Origin of the sequence: Staphylococcus sp. 191 (assembly GCF_011174885.1) — a bacterium.
Taxonomy (GTDB): Bacteria; Bacillota; Bacilli; order Staphylococcales; family Staphylococcaceae; genus Staphylococcus; species Staphylococcus coagulans.
The window spans coordinates 100,576-122,044 of sequence record NZ_PNRJ01000004.1 but is presented as its reverse complement, the minus strand read 5'-3'; the positions used below and the strand labels follow the sequence as shown (position 1 = coordinate 122,044).

The following is a 21,469-nucleotide window of genomic DNA, read 5'->3' as shown; positions in this document are numbered from 1 at the left end:
AAAAATTAAGGGTGATTTCAATGGACGTAAGAAATATACAGGATCCTTCATTTTTAAAAAGTCTTTCTGTAAGTGAGCTTGAATCATTGAGTCACGATATAAGACAGTTTTTAATCCAAACATGTGCTGTAACCGGGGGGCATATCGGCGCTAATCTAGGTGTCGTTGAATTGACGATTGCTTTACACAAGCATTTTAATAGCCCCGAAGATAAAATTATTTGGGACGTAGGCCACCAAAGCTATACGCACAAAATTTTAACGGGTCGTGGACATGATTTTAATACATTAAGACAATATAAAGGATTATGTGGATTTCCAAAATTAAAAGAATCTGAACATGATGTGTGGGAAGCCGGGCATAGCTCCACATCATTATCAGCAGCAATGGGCATGGCTAAAGCACGAGATATACTAGGTAAACATAACCACATTGTCCCTGTAATAGGTGACGGTGCCCTAACTGGAGGAATGGCGCTTGAAGCTTTAAACAATATCGGCCATGATCGTACGAATATGACGATTATATTAAATGATAACGAGATGAGCATTGCGCCTAACGTGGGTGCAATGCATAATATGTTAGGCCGAATTAGAATGAATCAAAGCTACAATCGTCTTAAAATCGATGCAGAAAGCGTGTTAAGTCGATTACCTGGGGGAAGCCGATTACGTGAATCTGCTGACCGTATTAAAGATAGTTTAAAATATTTAGTTGTAGATGGTGCATTTTTCGAGGAATTAGGTATTCGTTATATCGGACCTGTTGATGGCCACAATTTTGAAGAGTTGGAAAATGCGTTGACAGCTGCCGACTCGATTAATAAGCCTGTATTAATTCATGTGGTAACAAAAAAAGGTAAAGGTTATCATCCAGCCGAAAACGATAAGATTGGAACTTGGCATGGCCTTGGACCTTATAAACTTGATACCGGTGAGCAAATAAAAGGGCAACCTGTAGGACCATCATGGAGTCAATTGATGAGCGACGAAATTCTTTCATATGCTAAAAAGGATAGACGCGTTGTTGCGATTACACCTGCGATGCCAGTCGGTTCTAAACTCACTAAATTCCAATCTGAGCTTCCAGAACAGTTTTTTGACGTTGGTATCGCAGAGCAACATGCGGTTACAATGGCTGCTGGCCTTGCAATGGAAGGTATGAAACCATACGTTGCAATCTATTCAACTTTCTTGCAACGTGCATACGATCAAGTATTACATGATGTAGATCGTCAAAACTTAAACGTTATTTTTGGTATTGATCGCTCAGGTTTAGTTGGTGCTGATGGCGAAACACATCAAGGTATCTTTGATGTTGGTTTCTTAACGCAATTTCCAAATATGACCGTTATGATGCCTAAAGATGAAAATGAAGCGAAGGATTTAATTTATACTGCTATGCATTATGAGCAAGGTCCAATCGCAATTCGTTATCCTCGTGGCAATGGATTAGGTGTTAAAATTAATGAAAATCGCAGTCATATCCCTATTGGCTCATGGGAAACTCTAACAGAAGGGGACGACATTGCTCTCATTAGTTACGGCCCTACAGTGTCAACACTCACGGAAGTGGCGGATGAGTTATCAAAACTTGGCATCAAGGCCCGTGTTATTAATGCACGCTACATTAAGCCAATGGATGAGGCTACATTAAAGCAATTAGGTGAAATCAATATTCCAGTACTTACTGTAGAGGAAGGCATGCTTAATGGTGGATTGGGTAGTCAAATTGCTAATTATTTCACTGATCATTCATTTACAAATCGTGTCAAGCGCCTAGGTATTGATAATATTTATATCGAACATGGGAATGTAGACCAAATTCTTGAAGATTTAGGTTTAACATGCCAACCCCTTGTTCATACAGTACAAGAATTTTTAAATAAAAATCAGTAGTCAAATATGTATGGTTTAGCAGGGTTGGGACGCCAAGAAGTCTCAACCCCTTTTTATTATTCTTAGTATGCATAAATGACTATACTTACGCATGTCTTGATTAGGTAAATCATATAAGATTATGGTAAAATCAATGTATAAATATTCGTTATGAGGTGTCAAATATGCCTAAAAAATCTGTGAGACATATAAAAATCAGAGAAATTATTTCTAATGAACAAATTGAAACACAAGACGAACTTGTAAAGCGCTTAAATGATTATGAAATGAATGTAACACAAGCCACTGTGTCTCGTGATATTAAAGAACTTCAACTGATTAAAGTTCCAGCCGCTAGTGGTCAATATATTTATAGCTTACCTAACGACCGACGCTATCATCCTTTAGAAAAGCTGGGTCGTTATCTTATGGATTCATTTGTAAAAATTGATAGTGCAAACAATTTGTTAGTATTAAAAACGTTACCAGGTAATGCGCAATCAATAGGTGCCATTCTCGATCAAATTGATTGGGAAGAAGTTCTAGGGACGATTTGTGGAGATGACACATGCCTTATTATTTGTAAAGACCATTTATCGGCAGATGAAATTAAGGCAAGAATATTCAATATGTTATAAGGGTGGATGTTAGATGTTACAAAGTCTCTCTATAAAACAATTTGCAATAATAGAAACGCTAGATATTCAATTTTCAGACGGACTTACAGTATTAAGTGGTGAAACAGGTGCAGGTAAATCAATTATTATCGATGCTATTGGTCAATTAATTGGTATGCGCGCATCGTCCGATTTTGTCCGACACGGTGAGAAAAAAGCGATTATTGAAGGCATTTTCGATATTGATCACGCTGAAGAGGCAATACAAGAATTAAATGCGCTGGGTATTGATATTAATGAAGACTTCTTAATTGTAAAACGTGAAATATTTAGTTCGGGTAAAAGTATTTGCCGCATCAATAATCAAACCGTAACGCTACAAGATTTGAGGAAAGTGATGCAGGCACTGCTCGATATTCATGGACAACACGAAACTCAAACTTTACTTAAACAAAAATATCATATCGAATTACTTGATCGCTATTCAGACGGACAATATGCAGAAGCATTAAGTCAATATGAAGAGACATTTAATCAACATCACTCAAAAATTAAAGAGCTTGAAGCACTTGAATCTGCAGACCAAGCTTTGTTACAACGTCTGGACTTAATGAAATTTCAATATGACGAATTAAAAGAAGCCCAATTAAAAGAAGGCGAAATCGAACAATTAGAAATTGATATTAAGCGAATTCAAAACTCAGAAAACTTAAGTGTTGCACTTAATGCGGCTTATGAAACGTTGACCGACGAACAAGCAATCCCTGATAGACTTTATACATTAAGCACACATTTGCAGACAATTGATGAGATATTACCAGAAACATTTCAAAAACTGAAAGAAGATGTCGACCAATTCTACTATACTTTAGAAGATGCAAAACATCAGATCTATGATGAAATTAATCGAACTGATTTCGACGAGCAATATTTAAATGAACTTGAATCACGTATGAATTTATTAAACAACTTAAAAAGAAAATACGGAAAGGACATTTCTGAGTTAATCACGTATCAATCTAAAATCGCTGAGGAAATTGATAAGATTGAAAACTACGAAGAAAGCACTTCACAATTACGAAATGAGATAAAGCAGTTATCTGCTCAGTTAATTGAGCATGGTCAGGTTTTGTCCAAAGAAAGAAGACTTGTCGCCCGACAACTGAGAGATCGGATTGTTAATGAAATACAGAATTTACAAATGAAGGACGCAAATCTCGAAATATCATTTAAGCCATACGACCAACCACAAAAAGAAGGCCTTGAACGTGTTGAATTTTTAATTAGTCCAAACAAAGGTGAACCTTTAAAAAGTTTAAATAAAATTGCAAGTGGTGGCGAATTATCACGTATTATGCTGGCATTGAAAAGTATTTTTGTGCGTTCTAGAGGACAAACAGCAATTCTATTCGATGAAGTGGATTCAGGTGTTTCAGGTCAGGCCGCTCAAAAAATGGCTGAAAAAATGAAAGAAATATCTGTTGTGATACAAGTCATCTGTATTTCTCATTTGCCACAAGTTGCGTCCATGAGTGACCATCATTTATATATATCCAAACAAGAAAAAGAGGGGCGTACAACGACAACCGTACAAGAGCTAAACTGGGAATCTCGTATTACTGAAGTTGCTCGAATGATTTCAGGGGCGACTGTAACTGATCTTACAAAACAAAATGCGAAAGAAATGATAGAACAAAATCAAAGGCTTAAAGGATGATGTGATATGAATTTTAAAGCATTACTAAAAGGACATCAAAATTTTAGTGGAACCATTGCAATGATTAATGCAACTGAAGAGCCATTAATCAACGTGATTGTTGAAGTTTTGAATAAAACTAAAGCGGAATTTATATTATACAATTATCAAGATGCTTCAGAGATGATACGTTCATTTGACCTATCGCCAGAGTTATTAACACGCATTCATATTCATACATTTGAATCTCAAGATGAAGCAATAGAACACTGTTTAGACGATCTCTATCATCAAAAAGCACATGTCTTGATGAAAGGGCAAATCCCGACTGCTCAAATTTTATCAGCAGTTTTAAAAAGAAATGCAGTGGATTCAAAACCTTTCCTCAATCATCTTGCAATATGTGAAATACCGACTTATCACAAATTACTCATGATTTCTGATGTAGCCTTAAATATCGACCCTTCAGTTGAAGATACGAAAGCAATGATTAATAATATTGTCCGTTTTGCGAGACAACTAGACTATGACTCATTAAATATTGCACTTTTATCATCCGTTGAAAAAGTCAGTAGCAAAATCCCTTCAACTTTAAAAGCGCAAACATTACAGCAATTTTATGCGTCGCACCCAATCGATGAGGATATCCTAATTGAAGGTCCGTATGCTTTAGATAATGCAATTGATAAGAAAAGTGCAATCCAAAAAGGGATACACACGAAAGTAGCTGGCAATGCTGATGTCTTAATCGTACCTGGTCTTGATGCAGGAAATGTTCTCTATAAATCGCTTACTTACTTTGGCCATGCAAAAGTTGCGAGCTTGATTTTAGGCGCACGCTTTCCTATTGTACTTACATCTAGAGCAGATAGTATAGAAAATAAAGTGAACTCAATATTGGTTGCGCTAAAATTTATTTAGCGTTCTGTTTCGCAACCATTATATAAAATGGAATTTGTTGAAGTTTTGAAAGAAGGTATTCTATGGTAACGACACTCGTTTTAAATCTTGGTAGTACATCGAGTAAATATGCAATCTACCGTAATGATGAATGTATTTTAAATGAAAATATTAAACATTCAAGTTCAGTTATTAATCAAACTTTGTTAGAACAAGAACAAACACGTCAACAATTGATTGAACAAGATTTATTATCTCATCATCAAACACTTGATAATATAGATATTATTGCCTGTCGTGGCGGTTTACTAAAGCCATTGTCAGGCGGAACCTATGAAGTGAATATAGCCATGTATAACGACCTTAAATCATTTAATTATGGTGCTCATGCTGCGAACTTAAGTGCAATGATTGGTTATCGTTTAGGTCAAAAATATCATATTCCTGTATTTACAACTGATCCTGTTGTTGTAGACGAATTAATCGATGAAGTACGTGTGACAGGGATACCGGATATCCAACGACGCAGTGTTTTTCACGCACTCAATCAAAAAGCGATGGCTCGCAAATATGCGAAAAGCATTAATAAAAACTATGAAGATGTCCATGTGATAGTCGCCCACATGGGTGGCGGGATTAGTATTGGTGCCCATCAACAAGGTCGTGTCATCGATGTCAACGAAGCACTATATGGCGAAGGACCAATGGCTATGGATAGAGCAGGAAGTATACCGAATGATTTACTGATAACTTATATGGAGAGGAATCAGTTATCTGCTGAAAAGTTAAATGCAATTCTCAGTCGTGAATCTGGACTGACTGCGTATTTTGGGACTTCAAATTTGAAAGAAATCATGATGTCTTACGATACGGATGAAAAAGTACGACTTTTCATTGGTGCAATGGCAATTCAAATTTCAAAAGTGATTGGAGAACGTGCTGCTATTTTGAAAGGAAAAGTTGATCAAATTATTTTAACAGGTGGAATGAGTTATAATGAGCAACTCGTCGAATTGATCTCAACTTACGTAGATTGGATCGCACCTATTTCTGTTTATGCCGGAGAACATGAAATGACAACGTTGGCCGACCAATCACAACGTGCATTTAACCAAGAAATATCAATCCAAACGTATCGATAGGAGATAAATATTATGACAAAAGAAAAATATGATGTCGTTATTTTAGGTGGTGGCATTGCAGGTTATTCTGCTGCAATAAGGGCGAGTCAATTAGGAAAAAATGTGGCCTTAGTAGAAAAATCAAAAGTTGGAGGCACATGTTTACATAAGGGATGTATCCCAACAAAATCTTTTCTCAAATCAGCTGAAGTCTATCATTTAATGCAAAATGCCGATCAATATGGGATTCAAGCGGAGCCTTCTACATTTCAGTTTAGCCTCCCACAAGTGATGGAACGCAAGAATCGAATTGTAGAAACAATGCATCAAGGCGTTCAAAGTTTAATGAAGCAACATAAAATCGATGTATTTAATGGGGTTGGTCGCTTGTTAGGTGCTTCTATTTTCACACCGCAAAGCGGAACAGTTTCAGTGGAATATGAAAACGGATCTTCTGAATTATTACCTAATGATTATGTTCTGATCGCAACAGGATCAAACCCACTGGCGCTGCCATTTTTACCTTTTGATCACGAACAAATTTTAAGTAGTGATGACATGATGACGTTAACCGCACTACCTCAGTCAATGACGATTATCGGGGGTGGCGTCATAGGGTTAGAATTTGCATCATTTTTGAGTAGCGTTGGTGTCAAAGTCTATGTCATAGAGGCAGGTCCAAGAATCCTTCCTAGTGAAAGTCAACAGAGTAGTCGTCTGATTCAAAAAGAATTAGAGCAACAGGACGTCACTTTCTATACAAATACAGCACTCAATGAGGAAGATATTGAAATTCATACTGATAAAGTAACTTTTAATGTTGAACATCCTTTCTCTACTGAGAAAGTTCTTGTTTCAATCGGTAGAAGTGTAAATACGCAGGACATTGGGCTTAACAATACAAAGGTTGAGCTAAATGAAAAGCAGATGATTTTAACGAATGCATGGATGCAGACAGCGGATCAACATATTTATGCTGCAGGCGATGTGATTGGTCATCTACAATTAGCGCATGTAGCTGCACGGGAAGGCGTTATAGCCGTTGAACATATGTTTAATGAAAATCCATTACCAATAGACTATAATCAAATGCCAAAGTGTGTTTATTCATCACCAGAAATTGCATCTATAGGGGTGAACCAAGAAACAGCGAAACAAAAAGGATTGAACTTTAAAATTGTTAAGGCGCCATTTAGAGCGAACGGAAAAGCGATGATTGAATCGGCCAATCAACCTGAGGGCTTTGCTGAACTTTTATTTGATAAAGATTCAGAAAGTTTTATTGGCGCTACACTCGTGGGTCCACATGTGACTGAATTAATTAATGAACTCAGCGTATTACAATTTATGAATGGTTCAGCTTTAGAATTGGGCTTATCTACACATGCACACCCATCGATTTCAGAATTAATGATGGAACTCGGTCTTAAAATGAATAATCAATCTATCCATATATAGATATAAGGAGGGAAATGAATATGAAAGATTATAAAAGTCTAGGACTAGAAGTTGATGATTTAAAGATAATATATCAAGCAATGGACTTAGGAAGAAAACTTGATGAGCGAATGTGGTTATTAAATCGAGCAGGTAAAATCCCATTCGTAATTAGTTGTCAAGGGCAAGAAGCAACTCAAATTGGGACTGCTTATGCACTTCAAAAAGGAGATGTAACAGCCCCTTATTATCGAGACCTCGCACTCGTTACTTATTTAGGGATGACTCCATTAGAAACAATGCAATCAGCATTCGGTAAAAGAGATGATATTAGCTCTGGCGGAAAACAAATGCCTTCACATTTTAGTAAAAAAGAAGTAGGGATTATGTCTCAAGGTTCATCTGTTGCCACTCAAATATTACATGCTGTAGGTGCGGCATTGACATTTAAAATGGATAACAAACAACAGGTCGCGTTGACAACACTTGGCGAAGGAAGTTCTAACCAAGGCGACTTTCATGAAGGGCTTAATTTTGCAGGCGTTCACGATTTACCATTTATTTGTTTAATAGAAAACAATAAATATGCAATCTCAGTTTCTAAAGAATTGCAGTATGGCGCTGAACAGCTCTCAGACCGTGCTAAAGGTTATGGTATGTTTGGAGAAACAGTTGATGGAAATGATCCTATCGCGGTTTATGGTGCTGTTAAAGCTGCTCGAGAACGCGCGATTAACGGTGAAGGCGCTACACTCATTGAAGCAATGTGTACACGATTAACAGCACACTCCTCCGACGATGATGACCGTTATCGTTCTAATGAAGAAAAAGCGCAAGATAAAGAAAATGATTGTAATTTAAAATTCAAATCTTATCTCATCGATAATGAATTAGTCGATCGTGATTGGTTTGATGAAATCGAGCAAGAGAATCAAGCCATTGTAAATAAAGCAACAAAAGAGGCTGAAGCTTCACCTTATCCTGATGCATCAGAAACTTACCAATATGTCTATGAAGAAGGAGGGCTTTAAACATGGCTAAAATTACTTACTTAGAAGCAATTAAACAAGCGTTGGATCTTTCTTTAGAACAAGACCCTCAAACATTTATATTAGGTGAAGATGTGGGTAAAAAGGGAGGCGTATTTGGCGTTACAGCAGGTTTACAAGAGAAATATGGCAAGTATCGGGTATTAGATACACCATTGGCTGAATCAAATATAGTCGGTTCAGCTATAGGTGCAGCCATGATGGGCAAACGTCCGATTGCTGAAATACAGTTTGCCGAGTATATTCTACCTGCAACAAACCAAATTATGAGTGAAGCTGCAAAATTACGTTACCGTTCTAATAATGATTGGCACGCACCTTTAACAATTCGTGCCCCGTTTGGAGGTGGCATACATGGCGCTTTATACCATTCCCAAAGTATTGAAAGTGTGTTTGCGTCAACACCAGGTTTAACAGTTGTCATTCCTTCAACACCGTATGATGCGAAAGGTTTATTACTTGCTTCTATCGCATCTAATGATCCTGTGCTCTTTTTTGAACATAAAAAGGCATATCGATTATTAAAAGAGGAAGTACCAGAAACGTTTTACACTGTACCGTTAGGCAAAGCAGATGTTAAGCGTGAGGGTAGAGACATTACAGTATTTTCATATGGACTTGCAGTTAATTATTGTTTACAAGCCGCTGATGTATTAAAAGATGAAAATATTGATGTTGAGGTTGTAGATTTACGGACGGTATATCCACTTGATCAAGAAACGATTGTCCGTTGCGCGAAAAAAACAGGTAAATGTTTGTTAGTTACTGAAGATAATAAAGAAGGAAGTATTTTATCTGAAGTGGCAGCAATTATCGCTGAAAATTGCTTATTTGATTTAGATGCGCCAATTATGCGACTTGCTGGTCCTGATGTGCCAGCAATGCCATTTTCGCCTCCACTCGAAGACGAATTTATGATTAATCCAGATAAAATAAAAAATAAAATGCGTGAACTTGCGCGCTTTTAAGGAGGATCATCATGGAAATTAAAATGCCAAAACTTGGAGAAAGTGTCCATGAAGGAACGATTGAGCAATGGTTAGTCAATGAAGGCGATCAAATCGAAGAATATGATCCTTTATGCGAAGTCATTACAGATAAAGTTACAGCCGAAGTGCCTTCTTCATATACTGGTACAATCACTAAAATTATTGCACAAGCAGGCGAAACAATCGAAGTCGGTGCAGTGATATGCGAAATGGAAGTTGTAAATCATGATGCAGATTCATCCGTAAGTACATCTATTGAACAGCAAGAAGAATCAACATCGACTGAAGCCATACATGCAGCTCAATCTGTAGCTTCTAATCAAGATAAAGCGGATACTAAAGTTAAAAATAACGGCCGTTTTTCACCAGTCGTATTTCGTCTAGCATCGGAACATAATATTGATTTAGCAAATGTAGAAGGTACTGGTTTTGAAGGTCGTGTGACAAAGAAAGATATTGAAGCGCATATCGCCGGCCAAGGGATAGCATCTCAAGCAACGCAAACATCCGAAACATCTGGAACACACAACCAGACTGTTGAAGAACCAGTCATTCAGGAGCCAGCTACAAATCATGAAAATACGCATGTTTCTTCACATGACAAGCATTCACAAACCATTCCAATTAACGGTGTACGCAGACAAATTGCTAAAAAAATGGTACAAAGTGTTCAAGAAATTCCACATGCTTGGATGAAAGTAGAAGTGGATGCCACTGAATTAACTAAAACTAGAAATCACTATAAAGTACAGTTTAAAGCACAGGAAGGCTATAATTTAACTTATTTTGCCTTTTTTGTAAAAGCTGTTGCTGAAGCTTTAAAAAAATATCCACTTCTCAATAGTACGTGGCATGAAGATGAAATTATTCTTCATTCAGATGTGAATATTTCAATCGCTGTCGCGCATGAAGACAAACTATTCGTACCTGTTATTCATCATGCGGATGAAAAATCCATCAAAGGTATTGCGCGTGAAATAAATGAATTAGCGCAAAAAGCACGTCGCCATCAATTAACTCATGAAGATATGCAAGGCGGTACTTTTACTGTCAATAATACAGGGACATTCGGCTCTGTAAGCTCTATGGGCATTATTAATCATCCACAAGCTGCAATACTTCAAGTGGAATCGATTGTAAAGCGACCTGTTGTCATTGATGATATGATTGCAATCCGTCAAATGGTCAATCTCTGTCTATCTATAGATCATCGTATACTTGATGGTTTACAAGCAGGGCAATTCCTAAATGAAGTAAAACAACGTATTGAAAGCTACACTGTAGAGCATACGCAAGTATATTAATCTGAAAATAACGATTCAAATCTTATAGTACAAGCTAAATTCTTTCGTTGTACTAGGTCTAGGATAATACAATTTAAGTTATTTAAAAAAGCATCAGCATTTTATATAATAATCATAAAGAAAAGGTTGGGCATGTAGCGCTCAACTTTTTCTTTTTATGAAAAATATACATCTGCTTTTGATGTATTATATAGGGAATCATATCGGTTACCTTATGTATGAATATTTGCTCGACATTAAAAGCGGACATAGAATGATTGCAGTCCACATGAACGTTTAGTAAAATAAAAATAGTTTAAGCCTAATGTATGGAGGAATGTCAAAATGGATTTAAATTTTGATTTATATATGAATAATGTCGTTCAGCAAGCGCGTTCAGAAATGGACCATGCTGGTTATGAACAATTAACGACAGAAGAAGAAGTGGATCAAGTTTTCAAGCAAGAGGGTACAACTTTAGTCATGGTGAATTCTGTATGTGGCTGTGCAGGAGGAATTGCACGTCCAGCTGCAATGCACGCTTTACATTACGATGTGTTGCCTGACCGTCTTGTTACAGTATTTGCCGGTCAAGATAAAGAAGCGACTCAACGTGCAAGAGATTATTTCGAAGGGTATGCACCATCTAGTCCTTCTTTTGCACTGATGAAAGATGGCAAAATTACTGAAATGGTGGAACGTCACCAAATCGAGGGACACGATACAATGGATGTCATCACTCAATTGCAACGTTTGTTTGATCGCTACTGTGTTGAAAAGTAGGGTGACGTCGCATGTTACGTTTAAATCCATACCGTATCGGATTAAGAACGATTAAAACTGCGATAGGCATGGCACTAGGTGTAATCATTGCACAGCTTTTAGGGTTGGATAATTACGCATCTAGTGCTATTTTAGTTGTTTTATGTATCAAAGATACAAAAATGAACTCTGTACATGCCATCGTTTCTCGTTTTATTTCCTGTCTTATCGCTATCGCCTTTGGAGCAACGATTTTCACTTTACTCGGTCAACATGCTTGGGTACTCGGCTTAATTGTTTTATTTTTTATTCCTACAACAGTAATGATTAACATGCAAGAAGGTGTCGTCACAAGTATTGTCATTTTACTTCACTTTTTTAATGCAAAAGTAATCAATTTTGACCTAGTAATCAATGAGATTTTATTGTTAATCGTTGGCTTATCCATCGCTTTTACAATGAATACGATTATGCCAAATCTCGATCACGCATTATCTAAATATAAGCGGGAGATAGAATCTCAAATTAAACGGATTTTCTATGTGTACAGCGATGCCTGCGCTCAACATAACAATCATCCTAATGTTTCATTTGTTTCTCTTTCTAAAACAATACAAGAAGCAAAATCACTCGCTTTTAGAGATGTTAAAAATCACTTTGTTCGTAATGAAAATAGTTACTATCATTATTTCGACATGCGAGAAGACCAAGTTGAAATTTTAAAACGGATTAAGGATCATATCGAACATATTCATGCTGATGATGTCATGAGCGCACGTGTCTCTCATTTATTTAAAGAAATGGCGGAAAATGTGAATGAAAATAACTATACAGCGTTACGCCTTCACACACTTTACCAAATTCGTTTGGAAATCGAACAATTGCCTTTACCCACCACACATGAAGAGCTTCATACACGCTCAAGTATGATACAAATTTTATATGATACTGAAGAATATTTAACGATTAAATCTAAATTTGGATCACTAAAAATGCACCACGAAGTTCAATAGTCGCCTGAAATATTCGATAAAAGAAATATAAAAAGCTGATGTCCCCATGAGACATCAGCTTTTTAACATCCACTACATACTTAACAAAGGTGCGACACCTGTTAAAATAAGTGACGCGACGATTGCTAAAAGCATGACAATTAATAAAACTTTTCTAACCTTTTTATTTAACAAAATCTACGCCTCCAAGTCATCATCTCGAAATTTGACTATACATTCATGGTTTTAAAAATGACATCAACTGTACTTCATCCCTCGATGAAAACCATCGATAACATCACAATAAATAGCCAATTCATTGATACTTACGTTAAATACGTCACTATTAAATGAACTTAATACCGTTGACGCTTATCATCAATGACTAATAACGAAATTATAACATTCATTAATTCAAAACGCCAAAGCAATTTTAACTATGCTTCAAAATTAGATATTTTGCATAATGTGGGTTTTTCGATAAAATGACATTAAAGTTAAAAGGAAGGTGACATAATGGTTAATGAAGAAAGATTGTTAAATACATTTCTTGAATTAGTTCAAATTGATTCTGAAACAGGGCACGAAGAAATCATTCAACCCATCTTAAAACATAAATTCGAGACTTTGGGATTAAAAGTTGTTGAAGACCAAGCACGACAAGAAACAGGATTTGGTGCAAATAATTTAATCTGTACATTACCAGCCACTCATGCAGAGTATGACAAAATTTATTTTACGAGTCACATGGATACTGTTGAGCCAGGTCGAAGTGTGAAGCCTGTTATCAAAGCAGATGGATTTATTTATTCAGATGGAACTACTGTTTTAGGGGCAGATGATAAAGCAGGTTTAGCCGTTATATTTGAAGTTCTTGAAGTGATTCAAGAGAAAAATCTTCAACACGGACAAATTCAATTTGTGATTACAGTCGGAGAAGAATCAGGCTTAGTAGGGGCTAAAGCATTACGAAAAGAGGATCTAGATGCTGATTATGGGTACGCTATTGATTCTTCAGTACCAGTCGGACATGTCACTACTGGGGCACCTTATCAATCAAAAGTTAATGCAACAATTCATGGTAAAAAAGCACATGCGAGCACACCTGATGAAGGCATTAGTGCTATCAATATTGCAGCAAAAGCCATCAGTCAAATGAAATTAGGACAAATTGATCATGAAACAACAGCAAATATTGGAAAGTTCCAAGGGGGAGGTCCCACAAATGTCGTCACTGATCTCGTTAATATATGGGCAGAAGTACGCTCTCATTCAAAAGAAAAATTAGATGCACAAATCGAACATATGGAGAAAACCTTTCAATCGACTGCAGAGCAATTTAATTGTCATGCAGAAGTTGAAACTTCACTCTCTTATCCAGGCTTTCGAATTCAGCCTGAAGACAAAGTGTATCAAATTGCTGAACAAGCTTCCCGTGCGCTTGGCTTTGATATGCAAGCCAATGTCGGTGGCGGCGGTTCAGACGGCAACATCATTAATAAATTAGGTATTCCTTCTGTCATTTTAGGCGTCGGCTATGAAAAAATACACACGACAGAAGAACGTATTTCTAAACAATCTTTAAATGATTTAGCAAATTACGTTCTTAAAATCATTGAAATCGCTAAATAAGATTGCGAAAGTGTTTCATGACTTATTATATGGTACAATAAGTCCGTAATTTATAAATAAGAGAGGTTAGTAAAATGACACAACAAATTGGTGTAGTAGGTTTAGCCGTAATGGGTAAAAACCTAGCTTGGAATATTGAATCCCGTGGCTACAGTGTATCAGTATTTAATCGTTCTTCTGAAAAAACAGATTTAATGGTTGAAGAATCTAAAGGAAAAAACATTGTTCCAACTTATTCAATTGAAGAATTTGTAAATTCTTTAGAAAAACCACGTAAAATATTATTAATGGTTAAAGCTGGTGAAGCTACAGATAAAACAATCGAAAGTTTATTACCTTTACTTGATAATGACGATATTTTAATTGATGGTGGTAATACAAACTATTTAGATACGATTCGTAGAAATAAAGCATTAGCTGAAAGTGGTATTAACTTTATCGGAATGGGTGTTTCCGGTGGTGAAGTAGGTGCCCTAACTGGTCCTTCAATGATGCCTGGTGGACAAAAAGAAGCTTATGAAAAAGTGGCAGACATTTTAGAAGCTATCTCTGCTAAAGCGAAAGACGGAACACCTTGTGTGACTTATATTGGACCAAACGGCGCTGGTCATTACGTTAAAATGGTACATAATGGTATCGAGTATGCAGATATGCAACTTATTGCTGAAAGTTATATCATTATGAAAGATTTACTCGGTATGCAACATGAAGAGATTTCTCAAACATTCAAATCTTGGAATGCTGGCGAGTTAGAAAGTTACCTTATTGAAATCACTGGAGATATCTTTACAAAATTAGATGAAAATGGCGAACCCCTGGTTGAAAAAATCATGGACCAAGCTGGACAAAAAGGTACTGGTAAATGGACATCGATTAACGCTTTAGAATTAGGAGCACCATTAACAATCATTACTGAATCTGTATTTGCACGTTTTATTTCTTCATTAAAAACACAACGTGTCAATGCTTCAAAGCTTTTAAATGGTCCTTCTGCTTCATTTGATGGGGATAAAGAAGCATTTCTTGAAAAAATCCGTCGCGCTTTATACATGAGTAAAATTTGTTCATATGCGCAAGGATTTGACCAAATGAAATCTGCAAGTGAAGACAATAATTGGAATTTACAATTAGGCGAACTTGCGATGATTTGGAGAGAAGGTTGTATCATTCGTGCGCAATTCTTACAAAAAATTAAAGATGCTTACGACAAAGACAATCAATTACAAAATCTTTTATTAGATGATTACTTTAAAAATATTGTTACAGAATATCAATCTGCATTGCGTGATGTCGTGGCAACAAGTGTTCAAAACGGTATTGCAATTCCTGGTTTTGCAGCAAGTATTAACTACTATGATAGTTATCGTTCAGCTGAATTACCTGCTAACTTAATCCAAGCACAACGCGATTACTTTGGTGCGCACACTTACCAACGTAAAGATAAAGAAGGTACATTCCATACACATTGGACAGAGTAATTCATTTTGGATGATATAAATTGATTAAAAAAAGAGACTTCGCAAGCAATAAGTTGCGAGTCTCTTTTTAATATCTTTATTTAAACGCTATCTGTAACTTCAAATATTATTCATCGTCAATATTGACTGGTACGCAAAGTTGTACTTTCGTAAATGGATCCTCAAAAGAAATCTCAAATGGATAAATTTCAACGTAAAGACTATTACGCTCAAAAGGTAAAGTCAGTTGTAAACTAGTTTCTATGTAATGCCAAGCTTCACTTATGACATAATCAATCTCTCCTTGTAAATTAAACAATGCAAATTGACGTTCAGCAAAGAAACGATCTTCTAAATGTGCAGGCAAACGCTCACTTGGCACACCTACAAAAACTTCCAAGCCCTGGTCTAAAGGACAGCTTACAACAAATAATTCGCTAGGACTGCGATCATTATAGCGGATCATCTCTTTCAATCGGCCATCTGCTTTCAAATCCTCAAGAAAGTCAGGCACAATAAAATGATTATCTAATTCATTAGAAGGGATAAAACGAGAATGTCCCACTAAAGTATAGCCTCCCATATTATCAAGACGATAAGGAAGTGGGGGACGTGAAGTTGTTGATAATTTCAAATACAATCTTTCTTGCATTTTCAATTGATCTTGCTTCAATTTAGCTTGTAACGGCGAAACCCCATGATAATCACTAAAATCATGTGCAAAATCATTCACATCTTCATAATGATAGCGTTTAGCCACATTGATTAACCGATTTGCACCTTGAATTAAATCTTTGGCAGCTAACGTTAATCGTCTAGCTCGACAATATTCACGAGGGGTTTGGCCTATAATCATCGTAAAAGATTGTTCTAAATGATAAGGAGAAATTTCAACGTATTCACTTAATGTTTGCAAATCAAACGATTCTAAAAGATGATCTTCCATATAGACTATAGCACGTTGCAACTGTTTGATAACGTCCAAAATTTTCACTCCCTATACTCTTAAAACTCACGACATACGATTTTTCGTATCTAGTTATCAATTATATAACAAAAAACAGCTAAGTGATACTAAAACCGTATCTCTTAGCTCATTTTCTATTAACCTTATGTTTTTAAATTATTGAATGTCATTCCACCATTTAAAACCATCTCTGCTTAGCAATAAATCACTATCTAACGGACCATCTGTTCCAGATTCATAATTAGGAAATTCTGGTTCAAATTTATCCCAAGCTTCTTGAATTGAATCGACAAATTTCCATGTTGATTTCAATTCTTCCCAATGCGTAAAGTTTGTCGCATCACCTTTTAAGCAATCATATAGCAAGTTTTCATATGCATCGACCGTATTCATTTTATCTTGTGCACTCATCGCATAAGACAATTGAACGGGTTCAGTTTCAATTCCTTGTACATATTTTTTACCATTCAGATGAATAGAAACGCCTTCGTTCGGTTGAATATTGATGACAAGTAAATTAGAATCTAAATGTTTATCTTTTTGATAATAAAGGTTCATAGGAACTTCTTTAAATTCAACCACAACTTGAATTGATTTACGTTTTAAACGTTTACCGGTACGGATATAAAATGGAACGCCAGCCCATCTAAAGTTATCAATGAGCACTTTCCCAGAAACAAAAGTAGGGGTCTTAGAATCAGAAGCAACTTTATCTTCTTCACGATACGCTTTCACTTGTTGACCGTCAATCGTTCCACGATCATATTGTCCTCTAACAAACTGTTGACGTACTTCTTCTGGTTTTAACACGTGCATAGATTTTAAAACTTTAACTTTTTCTGCTCGAATGTCGGCACTATTCAAACTAATAGGCGGCTCCATTGCCAATAATGCTACCATTTGTAACATATGGTTTTGCACCATATCTTTTAAAGCACCGCTAGATTCATAATAGCCACCACGATCTTCAACACCTAATATTTCTGATGAAGTGACTTGAATATTTGAAATATATTTATTATTCCATAAAGGTTCAAACATTGCATTACTAAAACGTAAAACTTCAATATTTTGAACCATATCTTTTCCTAAATAGTGGTCAATTCTAAAGATTTCTTCTTCTTTGAAAGAACGTCGTATTTGTTTATTTAATTCTTCCGCGGATTTCAAATCACTACCAAACGGCTTTTCAATGACTAAACGTTTAAAGCCTTCTGTATTTGTTAAGCCAGAAGATTTTAAATAATCTGTTACGATGCCAAAAAATTGGGGCGCCATCGCAAGATAAAAGACACGGTTACCCCCTAAAGAGAATGTACGATCTAAGGATTCACTTAACTCTAATAGTGTTTGATAACTTGCTTCATCATTCACATCATGGGGTTGATAAAAGATATGTTGCATAAATTTGTCTAAATGTTTTGTATCTTGGACATGCGCTTGAATAGATGCTTTTACTTGTGCTCTAAAATCATCGTTAGTCAATTGACGTCTACCGATACCAATAATCGCTACTCTTTCATCTAAATTATCTTGTTGATAGAGATGAAAAAGGGAAGGGAATAATTTACGGTGACTTAAATCACCAGTTGCGCCGAATATGGTAATAAGCGCTGGAATATGATTATTTGTCTTATTCAAGATTCAAAACCTCAATTCTTTTTATATTGAATATGTGTACATTATAAAGCATATCGCACATAATGACATACAATTCTGCTTTCATGCTATACAGTCAGATTTCGTTACCGATTCATTGGCAATTATGGTAATATAACGCTAAGGAGGCACGAAGCATGGAAATCACATTTTTTGGTACCAGTGCAGGGTTACCTACTAAAGAGCGTCATACACAATCTATCGCTTTAAAACTTGAGCCTTATTTAACAGATATTTGGCTTTTTGATGTGGGGGAAGCAACCCAGCACCAAATACTCCACCATTCCATTAAACTCGGAAAAGTCAGTCACATTTTTATCACACATATGCATGGTGATCATGTTTTCGGCTTACCGGGCGTTTTGACCAGTCGTTCATTTCAAGGTGGAGAGTCGAAGCCACTGACTGTAATTGGTCCAAAAGGCATAAAAGATTTTATTGAATACAATTTATCATTAACTTATTCACATTTAAATTATCCGTTACACATTATCGAAATAGACAAGCGTCTTGATTTAAGTATTAATCATTTTGAAGTTAATGCTAGGCCCTTAAACCATGGTATTCCTTGCTATGGATATCGTATTAAGGCACCGAATACCCCAGGAAAATTAGATGTTTCGAAATTGAAAGCGTTAGGTATTCCGCCAGGCCCACTCTATCAAAAGATTAAGTCTCAAGATACATTTGAATATGATGGCAAAACCTATGATGCAAATCAATTCAAAGGTCCTGAAAAAACAGGGAAAACCATTGCTATTTTCGGTGATACAAAACCGAGTGAGCATGCACTCGAACTTGCACATCACGTTGATGTATTAGTTCATGAATCCACATATATTGAAGGCGATAAGTCTTTAGCCAATGCTTATCATCATAGTCATATTGAAGATGTCCTTCAATTAATGGCGGATGGTCAAGTTAAACATGGGTTGTTGACGCACTTAAGTGGACGCTACACTAAAGAAGACATTCAATTGATAGAAGCTCAAATCCAAGCAGAATCTGAACAATCGTTTCAGTTTGTTGAAGATTTTGATAGTTATACATTTTAATAGCGATCTCGCAAACAAAAAGTTGCGTCCGTGACATAAAATTCTTGAAAACCTTGTATTCATGAACTCGCTACATGAGGACTGAAATCTCAACTCAATTTGGCTTATTTGAAGCAGAATGGCGGGAACAAGACATCTGAACTCTACAATCTAAGACAGTCGCCCATGAAAGCGAAGTCATACAATACGAGGTTTTATCATAAAAATGAAGCGCTAAGACGATTTTCAAGTAAAATTCATCTTAGCGCTATTTATGTGAGAATTAATATCCAACTGCAACATTTATATATGAAACCTTTTGTAATTACAATTCATCTTCTTGCGCTGATAGTTCGATGCTACGATTGACAGCTGCATTTAAGCAATCTTCAAATATACCTTCTAAATTATATTCAGACAATGCATTTAATCCAGCTTGTGTCGTACCACCTTTTGAAGTGATATTTTTTCTTAATTGTTCCATACTCAAGTCAGAACGCTCAATCATCTTACTAGTCCCTATAATCAACTCGCGTATAGACTCTTCTACTTGAGCTCTTTCAAGACCTAATTTTGTACCTGCCATCACATATTGTTCGAATACATGATATAAGAATGCAGGACCACTTCCTGTTATCGCAGTGACTTGATGCAAATGTGCTTCTTGAACTTCGATTGCAGATCCAAATGCATTGATGACTTCTAAAACTTCTTCTTTAGAAGTTGGACCAAAATTCGAAGAGAAACTCACACCGGTTACAGAATGGCCAACATGTGCATTTGTATTTGGCATAATACGCGCAATCGGAGCATGCGTATCGAGTTTCTGTTTAATATAAGAAATCGGTAATCCTGCCATGATTGAAATGAATTTATTTTGATTATGAATATTTCCTTTAATGCGTGTAGCAAGTTGATCAAAATCATGTGGTTTTGATCCAAGAAAAACATAATCGGCATCTTTTAATAAAGCTTCATCATCATAACTATATTGAATACCTAAATCTTCTTTATAAGATTGCAACATTTCTTCATTAGTACGGTTCGTTAAATAAATATCCTCAGGCACCAAAATTTTCGAATTAATAATACCCGTAAAAATGGCGTGTGCCATATTGCCGGCACCATAAAAAACGATTTTCATACGACATTTCACTTCCTTATTTAGTACTTTTACATTACAGTTATTCATAGCGCTATGGGAACGATTTAAAAGATAAAGGGTGATTTTATGCAAAAACCACATTTTATTATGACTGGTAGTACCAGTGGTCTCGGATTCGCATTGGCTCAAGCCATGCTTCAAGACCATTGTGAATTAACACTAATTGTACGAGATAAAAATAAAGCACGTGCGTACTTTTCGAATCAAAATGTCCATTTGATTGAATGCGACCTTTCTGATATCCGACAAGTGCGTGAGATCAATCTTCAATTAAATCCAGACATCCAATATGAGGGTCTTATACATTGTGCAGGTTTAGGCTATTTTAAATCATTGCTTCAGCATAAAGATGTAGAAGTGGTAGAGACTTACCAAATCAATATCGTGCATTTTGCGATTTTACTTAAACGATGTGCACCATTCTTTAAAGCCCATGCAACTGTTGTAGGCATCAGTAGCCTCGCTGCATTTGCTACACAACCTTACGCTGCTCATTACGGTGGTAGTAAGGCAGCGCTCAATCATCTGCTTAATGCGTTACGAATGGAACAGCCTAATTGGCACGTTATGACAGTTAACGTAGGGCCGATTCAAACACCTTTTCATGGTAAGGCGGATCCATCAGGACAATACGCACATCAAGTGAAACGAATCATGCGTCAACCCGAATTTGTAGCCGCACAAATCATCAAAGCGCTGAGACAAAAGAAAATTGAAGTCAATCTTCCAAAAGGGCTCCACTTAATGTTGAAATGGTATCAACTTGCTCCCCGATGGATTGAAAAATTTGCTAAACCTCTTTTTCTAGGTAAGAAAAGGAAGGGTCTGTAAG

19 protein-coding genes are annotated in these 21,469 nt (G+C 36.2%); 15 read left to right on the top strand and 4 right to left on the bottom strand.

All coding sequences use genetic code 11. The features are described from left to right. Nucleotides 1-20 precede the first annotated feature (20 nt). From dxs to C1H58_RS04595, 11 genes are all read left to right on the top strand, one after another. A complete protein-coding gene (gene dxs, locus C1H58_RS04645; RefSeq protein ID WP_050330829.1) occupies nucleotides 21-1,898 on the top strand; it encodes a 1-deoxy-D-xylulose-5-phosphate synthase in 1,878 nt (625 codons plus the stop codon). A gap of 164 nt (nucleotides 1,899-2,062) precedes the next feature. Further along, on the top strand, nucleotides 2,063-2,515 hold the full coding sequence (ahrC, locus tag C1H58_RS04640) for a transcriptional regulator AhrC/ArgR (RefSeq protein WP_050330830.1): 453 nt from the start codon (nucleotides 2,063-2,065) through the stop codon (nucleotides 2,513-2,515). 13 nt (nucleotides 2,516-2,528) lie between these two features. Continuing rightward, the gene (gene recN / locus C1H58_RS04635; protein ID WP_165545495.1) at nucleotides 2,529-4,211 is read left to right on the top strand and encodes a DNA repair protein RecN; all 1,683 of its coding nucleotides are present in this window, start codon (nucleotides 2,529-2,531) and stop codon (nucleotides 4,209-4,211) included. Between the two features lie 6 nt (nucleotides 4,212-4,217). After that, nucleotides 4,218-5,111 carry a phosphate acyltransferase gene (locus tag C1H58_RS04630; RefSeq protein WP_165545494.1) on the top strand — a complete coding sequence of 298 codons (894 nt, stop codon included), beginning with the start codon at nucleotides 4,218-4,220 and terminating at the stop codon, nucleotides 5,109-5,111. A 62-nt stretch (nucleotides 5,112-5,173) separates the two neighbouring features. Then, nucleotides 5,174-6,232, top strand: a complete 1,059-nt coding sequence (buk, locus tag C1H58_RS04625; protein ID WP_165545493.1) for a butyrate kinase — start codon at nucleotides 5,174-5,176, stop codon at nucleotides 6,230-6,232. Nucleotides 6,233-6,244: 12 nt separating this feature from the next. Continuing rightward, entirely contained in the window at nucleotides 6,245-7,669 is a 1,425-nt protein-coding gene (gene lpdA / locus C1H58_RS04620) for a dihydrolipoyl dehydrogenase (protein WP_165545492.1), read from the top strand. Between the two features lie 20 nt (nucleotides 7,670-7,689). Beyond that, complete coding sequence (locus C1H58_RS04615) at nucleotides 7,690-8,679, top strand: thiamine pyrophosphate-dependent dehydrogenase E1 component subunit alpha (RefSeq protein ID WP_165545491.1); 990 nt, start codon at nucleotides 7,690-7,692, stop codon at nucleotides 8,677-8,679. Between the two features lie 2 nt (nucleotides 8,680-8,681). Beyond that, nucleotides 8,682-9,665, top strand: coding sequence for an alpha-ketoacid dehydrogenase subunit beta (locus tag C1H58_RS04610; RefSeq protein ID WP_050330836.1), 984 nt, complete (start codon nucleotides 8,682-8,684; stop codon nucleotides 9,663-9,665). Between the two features lie 11 nt (nucleotides 9,666-9,676). Then, the gene (locus C1H58_RS04605; protein WP_165545490.1) at nucleotides 9,677-10,990 is read left to right on the top strand and encodes a dihydrolipoamide acetyltransferase family protein; all 1,314 of its coding nucleotides are present in this window, start codon (nucleotides 9,677-9,679) and stop codon (nucleotides 10,988-10,990) included. A gap of 324 nt (nucleotides 10,991-11,314) precedes the next feature. Further along, nucleotides 11,315-11,752: a bacilliredoxin BrxB gene (gene brxB, locus C1H58_RS04600; RefSeq protein WP_016425141.1), complete on the top strand. Its 438-nt coding sequence runs from the start codon at nucleotides 11,315-11,317 to the stop codon at nucleotides 11,750-11,752. Between the two features lie 11 nt (nucleotides 11,753-11,763). Next, nucleotides 11,764-12,744: an aromatic acid exporter family protein gene (locus C1H58_RS04595; protein WP_103356223.1), complete on the top strand. Its 981-nt coding sequence runs from the start codon at nucleotides 11,764-11,766 to the stop codon at nucleotides 12,742-12,744. A gap of 72 nt (nucleotides 12,745-12,816) precedes the next feature. On the opposite strand, the gene prli42 is transcribed toward C1H58_RS04595, so the two are convergent. Beyond that, complete coding sequence (gene prli42, locus C1H58_RS04590) at nucleotides 12,817-12,918, bottom strand: stressosome-associated protein Prli42 (RefSeq protein WP_155976431.1); 102 nt, start codon at nucleotides 12,916-12,918, stop codon at nucleotides 12,817-12,819. A 321-nt stretch (nucleotides 12,919-13,239) separates the two neighbouring features. Between prli42 and C1H58_RS04585 the strand changes: the two genes are divergently transcribed. Together C1H58_RS04585 and gndA are read left to right on the top strand one after the other, a co-directional pair. Then, nucleotides 13,240-14,355, top strand: a complete 1,116-nt coding sequence (locus C1H58_RS04585; protein WP_165545489.1) for a tripeptidase T — start codon at nucleotides 13,240-13,242, stop codon at nucleotides 14,353-14,355. A 74-nt stretch (nucleotides 14,356-14,429) separates the two neighbouring features. Beyond that, nucleotides 14,430-15,833 (top strand): NADP-dependent phosphogluconate dehydrogenase, encoded by a 1,404-nt coding sequence (gndA, locus tag C1H58_RS04580; protein WP_165545488.1) that lies wholly within the window; start codon nucleotides 14,430-14,432, stop codon nucleotides 15,831-15,833. A 106-nt stretch (nucleotides 15,834-15,939) separates the two neighbouring features. Here the strand turns inward: gndA and C1H58_RS04575 are convergent, their stop codons facing one another. Both C1H58_RS04575 and zwf read right to left on the bottom strand, forming a co-directional pair. Continuing rightward, nucleotides 15,940-16,797: an AraC family transcriptional regulator gene (locus C1H58_RS04575; RefSeq protein WP_165545487.1), complete on the bottom strand. Its 858-nt coding sequence runs from the start codon at nucleotides 16,795-16,797 to the stop codon at nucleotides 15,940-15,942. 138 nt (nucleotides 16,798-16,935) lie between these two features. Next, entirely contained in the window at nucleotides 16,936-18,420 is a 1,485-nt protein-coding gene (zwf, locus tag C1H58_RS04570) for a glucose-6-phosphate dehydrogenase (RefSeq protein ID WP_050330843.1), read from the bottom strand. A 155-nt stretch (nucleotides 18,421-18,575) separates the two neighbouring features. On the opposite strand from zwf, the gene rnz reads away from it, so the two are divergent. Continuing rightward, nucleotides 18,576-19,493: a ribonuclease Z gene (gene rnz / locus C1H58_RS04565; RefSeq protein ID WP_050330844.1), complete on the top strand. Its 918-nt coding sequence runs from the start codon at nucleotides 18,576-18,578 to the stop codon at nucleotides 19,491-19,493. Between the two features lie 304 nt (nucleotides 19,494-19,797). On the opposite strand, the gene proC is transcribed toward rnz, so the two are convergent. Continuing rightward, nucleotides 19,798-20,616 carry a pyrroline-5-carboxylate reductase gene (gene proC, locus C1H58_RS04560; protein ID WP_165545486.1) on the bottom strand — a complete coding sequence of 273 codons (819 nt, stop codon included), beginning with the start codon at nucleotides 20,614-20,616 and terminating at the stop codon, nucleotides 19,798-19,800. Nucleotides 20,617-20,703: 87 nt separating this feature from the next. Here proC and C1H58_RS04555 point away from each other — a divergent pair, with 87 nt between their 5' ends. After that, nucleotides 20,704-21,468 (top strand): SDR family NAD(P)-dependent oxidoreductase, encoded by a 765-nt coding sequence (locus tag C1H58_RS04555; protein WP_165545485.1) that lies wholly within the window; start codon nucleotides 20,704-20,706, stop codon nucleotides 21,466-21,468. The last annotated feature ends 1 nt before the right edge of the window (nucleotide 21,469 follow it).

Excerpts from the sequence above, each read along its gene's own strand:
- dxs (WP_050330829.1), top strand. The coding sequence starts at position 21 with ATGGACGTAAGAAATATACAGGATCCTTCATTTTTAAAAAGTCTTTCT.
- ahrC (WP_050330830.1), top strand. The coding sequence starts at position 2,063 with ATGCCTAAAAAATCTGTGAGACATATAAAAATCAGAGAAATTATTTCT.
- recN (WP_165545495.1), top strand. The coding sequence starts at position 2,529 with ATGTTACAAAGTCTCTCTATAAAACAATTTGCAATAATAGAAACGCTA.
- C1H58_RS04630 (WP_165545494.1), top strand. The coding sequence starts at position 4,218 with ATGAATTTTAAAGCATTACTAAAAGGACATCAAAATTTTAGTGGAACC.
- buk (WP_165545493.1), top strand. The coding sequence starts at position 5,174 with ATGGTAACGACACTCGTTTTAAATCTTGGTAGTACATCGAGTAAATAT.
- lpdA (WP_165545492.1), top strand. The coding sequence starts at position 6,245 with ATGACAAAAGAAAAATATGATGTCGTTATTTTAGGTGGTGGCATTGCA.
- C1H58_RS04615 (WP_165545491.1), top strand. The coding sequence starts at position 7,690 with ATGAAAGATTATAAAAGTCTAGGACTAGAAGTTGATGATTTAAAGATA.
- C1H58_RS04610 (WP_050330836.1), top strand. The coding sequence starts at position 8,682 with ATGGCTAAAATTACTTACTTAGAAGCAATTAAACAAGCGTTGGATCTT.
- C1H58_RS04605 (WP_165545490.1), top strand. The coding sequence starts at position 9,677 with ATGGAAATTAAAATGCCAAAACTTGGAGAAAGTGTCCATGAAGGAACG.
- brxB (WP_016425141.1), top strand. The coding sequence starts at position 11,315 with ATGGATTTAAATTTTGATTTATATATGAATAATGTCGTTCAGCAAGCG.
- C1H58_RS04595 (WP_103356223.1), top strand. The coding sequence starts at position 11,764 with ATGTTACGTTTAAATCCATACCGTATCGGATTAAGAACGATTAAAACT.
- C1H58_RS04585 (WP_165545489.1), top strand. The coding sequence starts at position 13,240 with ATGGTTAATGAAGAAAGATTGTTAAATACATTTCTTGAATTAGTTCAA.
- gndA (WP_165545488.1), top strand. The coding sequence starts at position 14,430 with ATGACACAACAAATTGGTGTAGTAGGTTTAGCCGTAATGGGTAAAAAC.
- rnz (WP_050330844.1), top strand. The coding sequence starts at position 18,576 with ATGGAAATCACATTTTTTGGTACCAGTGCAGGGTTACCTACTAAAGAG.
- proC (WP_165545486.1), bottom strand. The coding sequence starts at position 20,616 with ATGAAAATCGTTTTTTATGGTGCCGGCAATATGGCACACGCCATTTTT.
- C1H58_RS04555 (WP_165545485.1), top strand. The coding sequence starts at position 20,704 with ATGCAAAAACCACATTTTATTATGACTGGTAGTACCAGTGGTCTCGGA.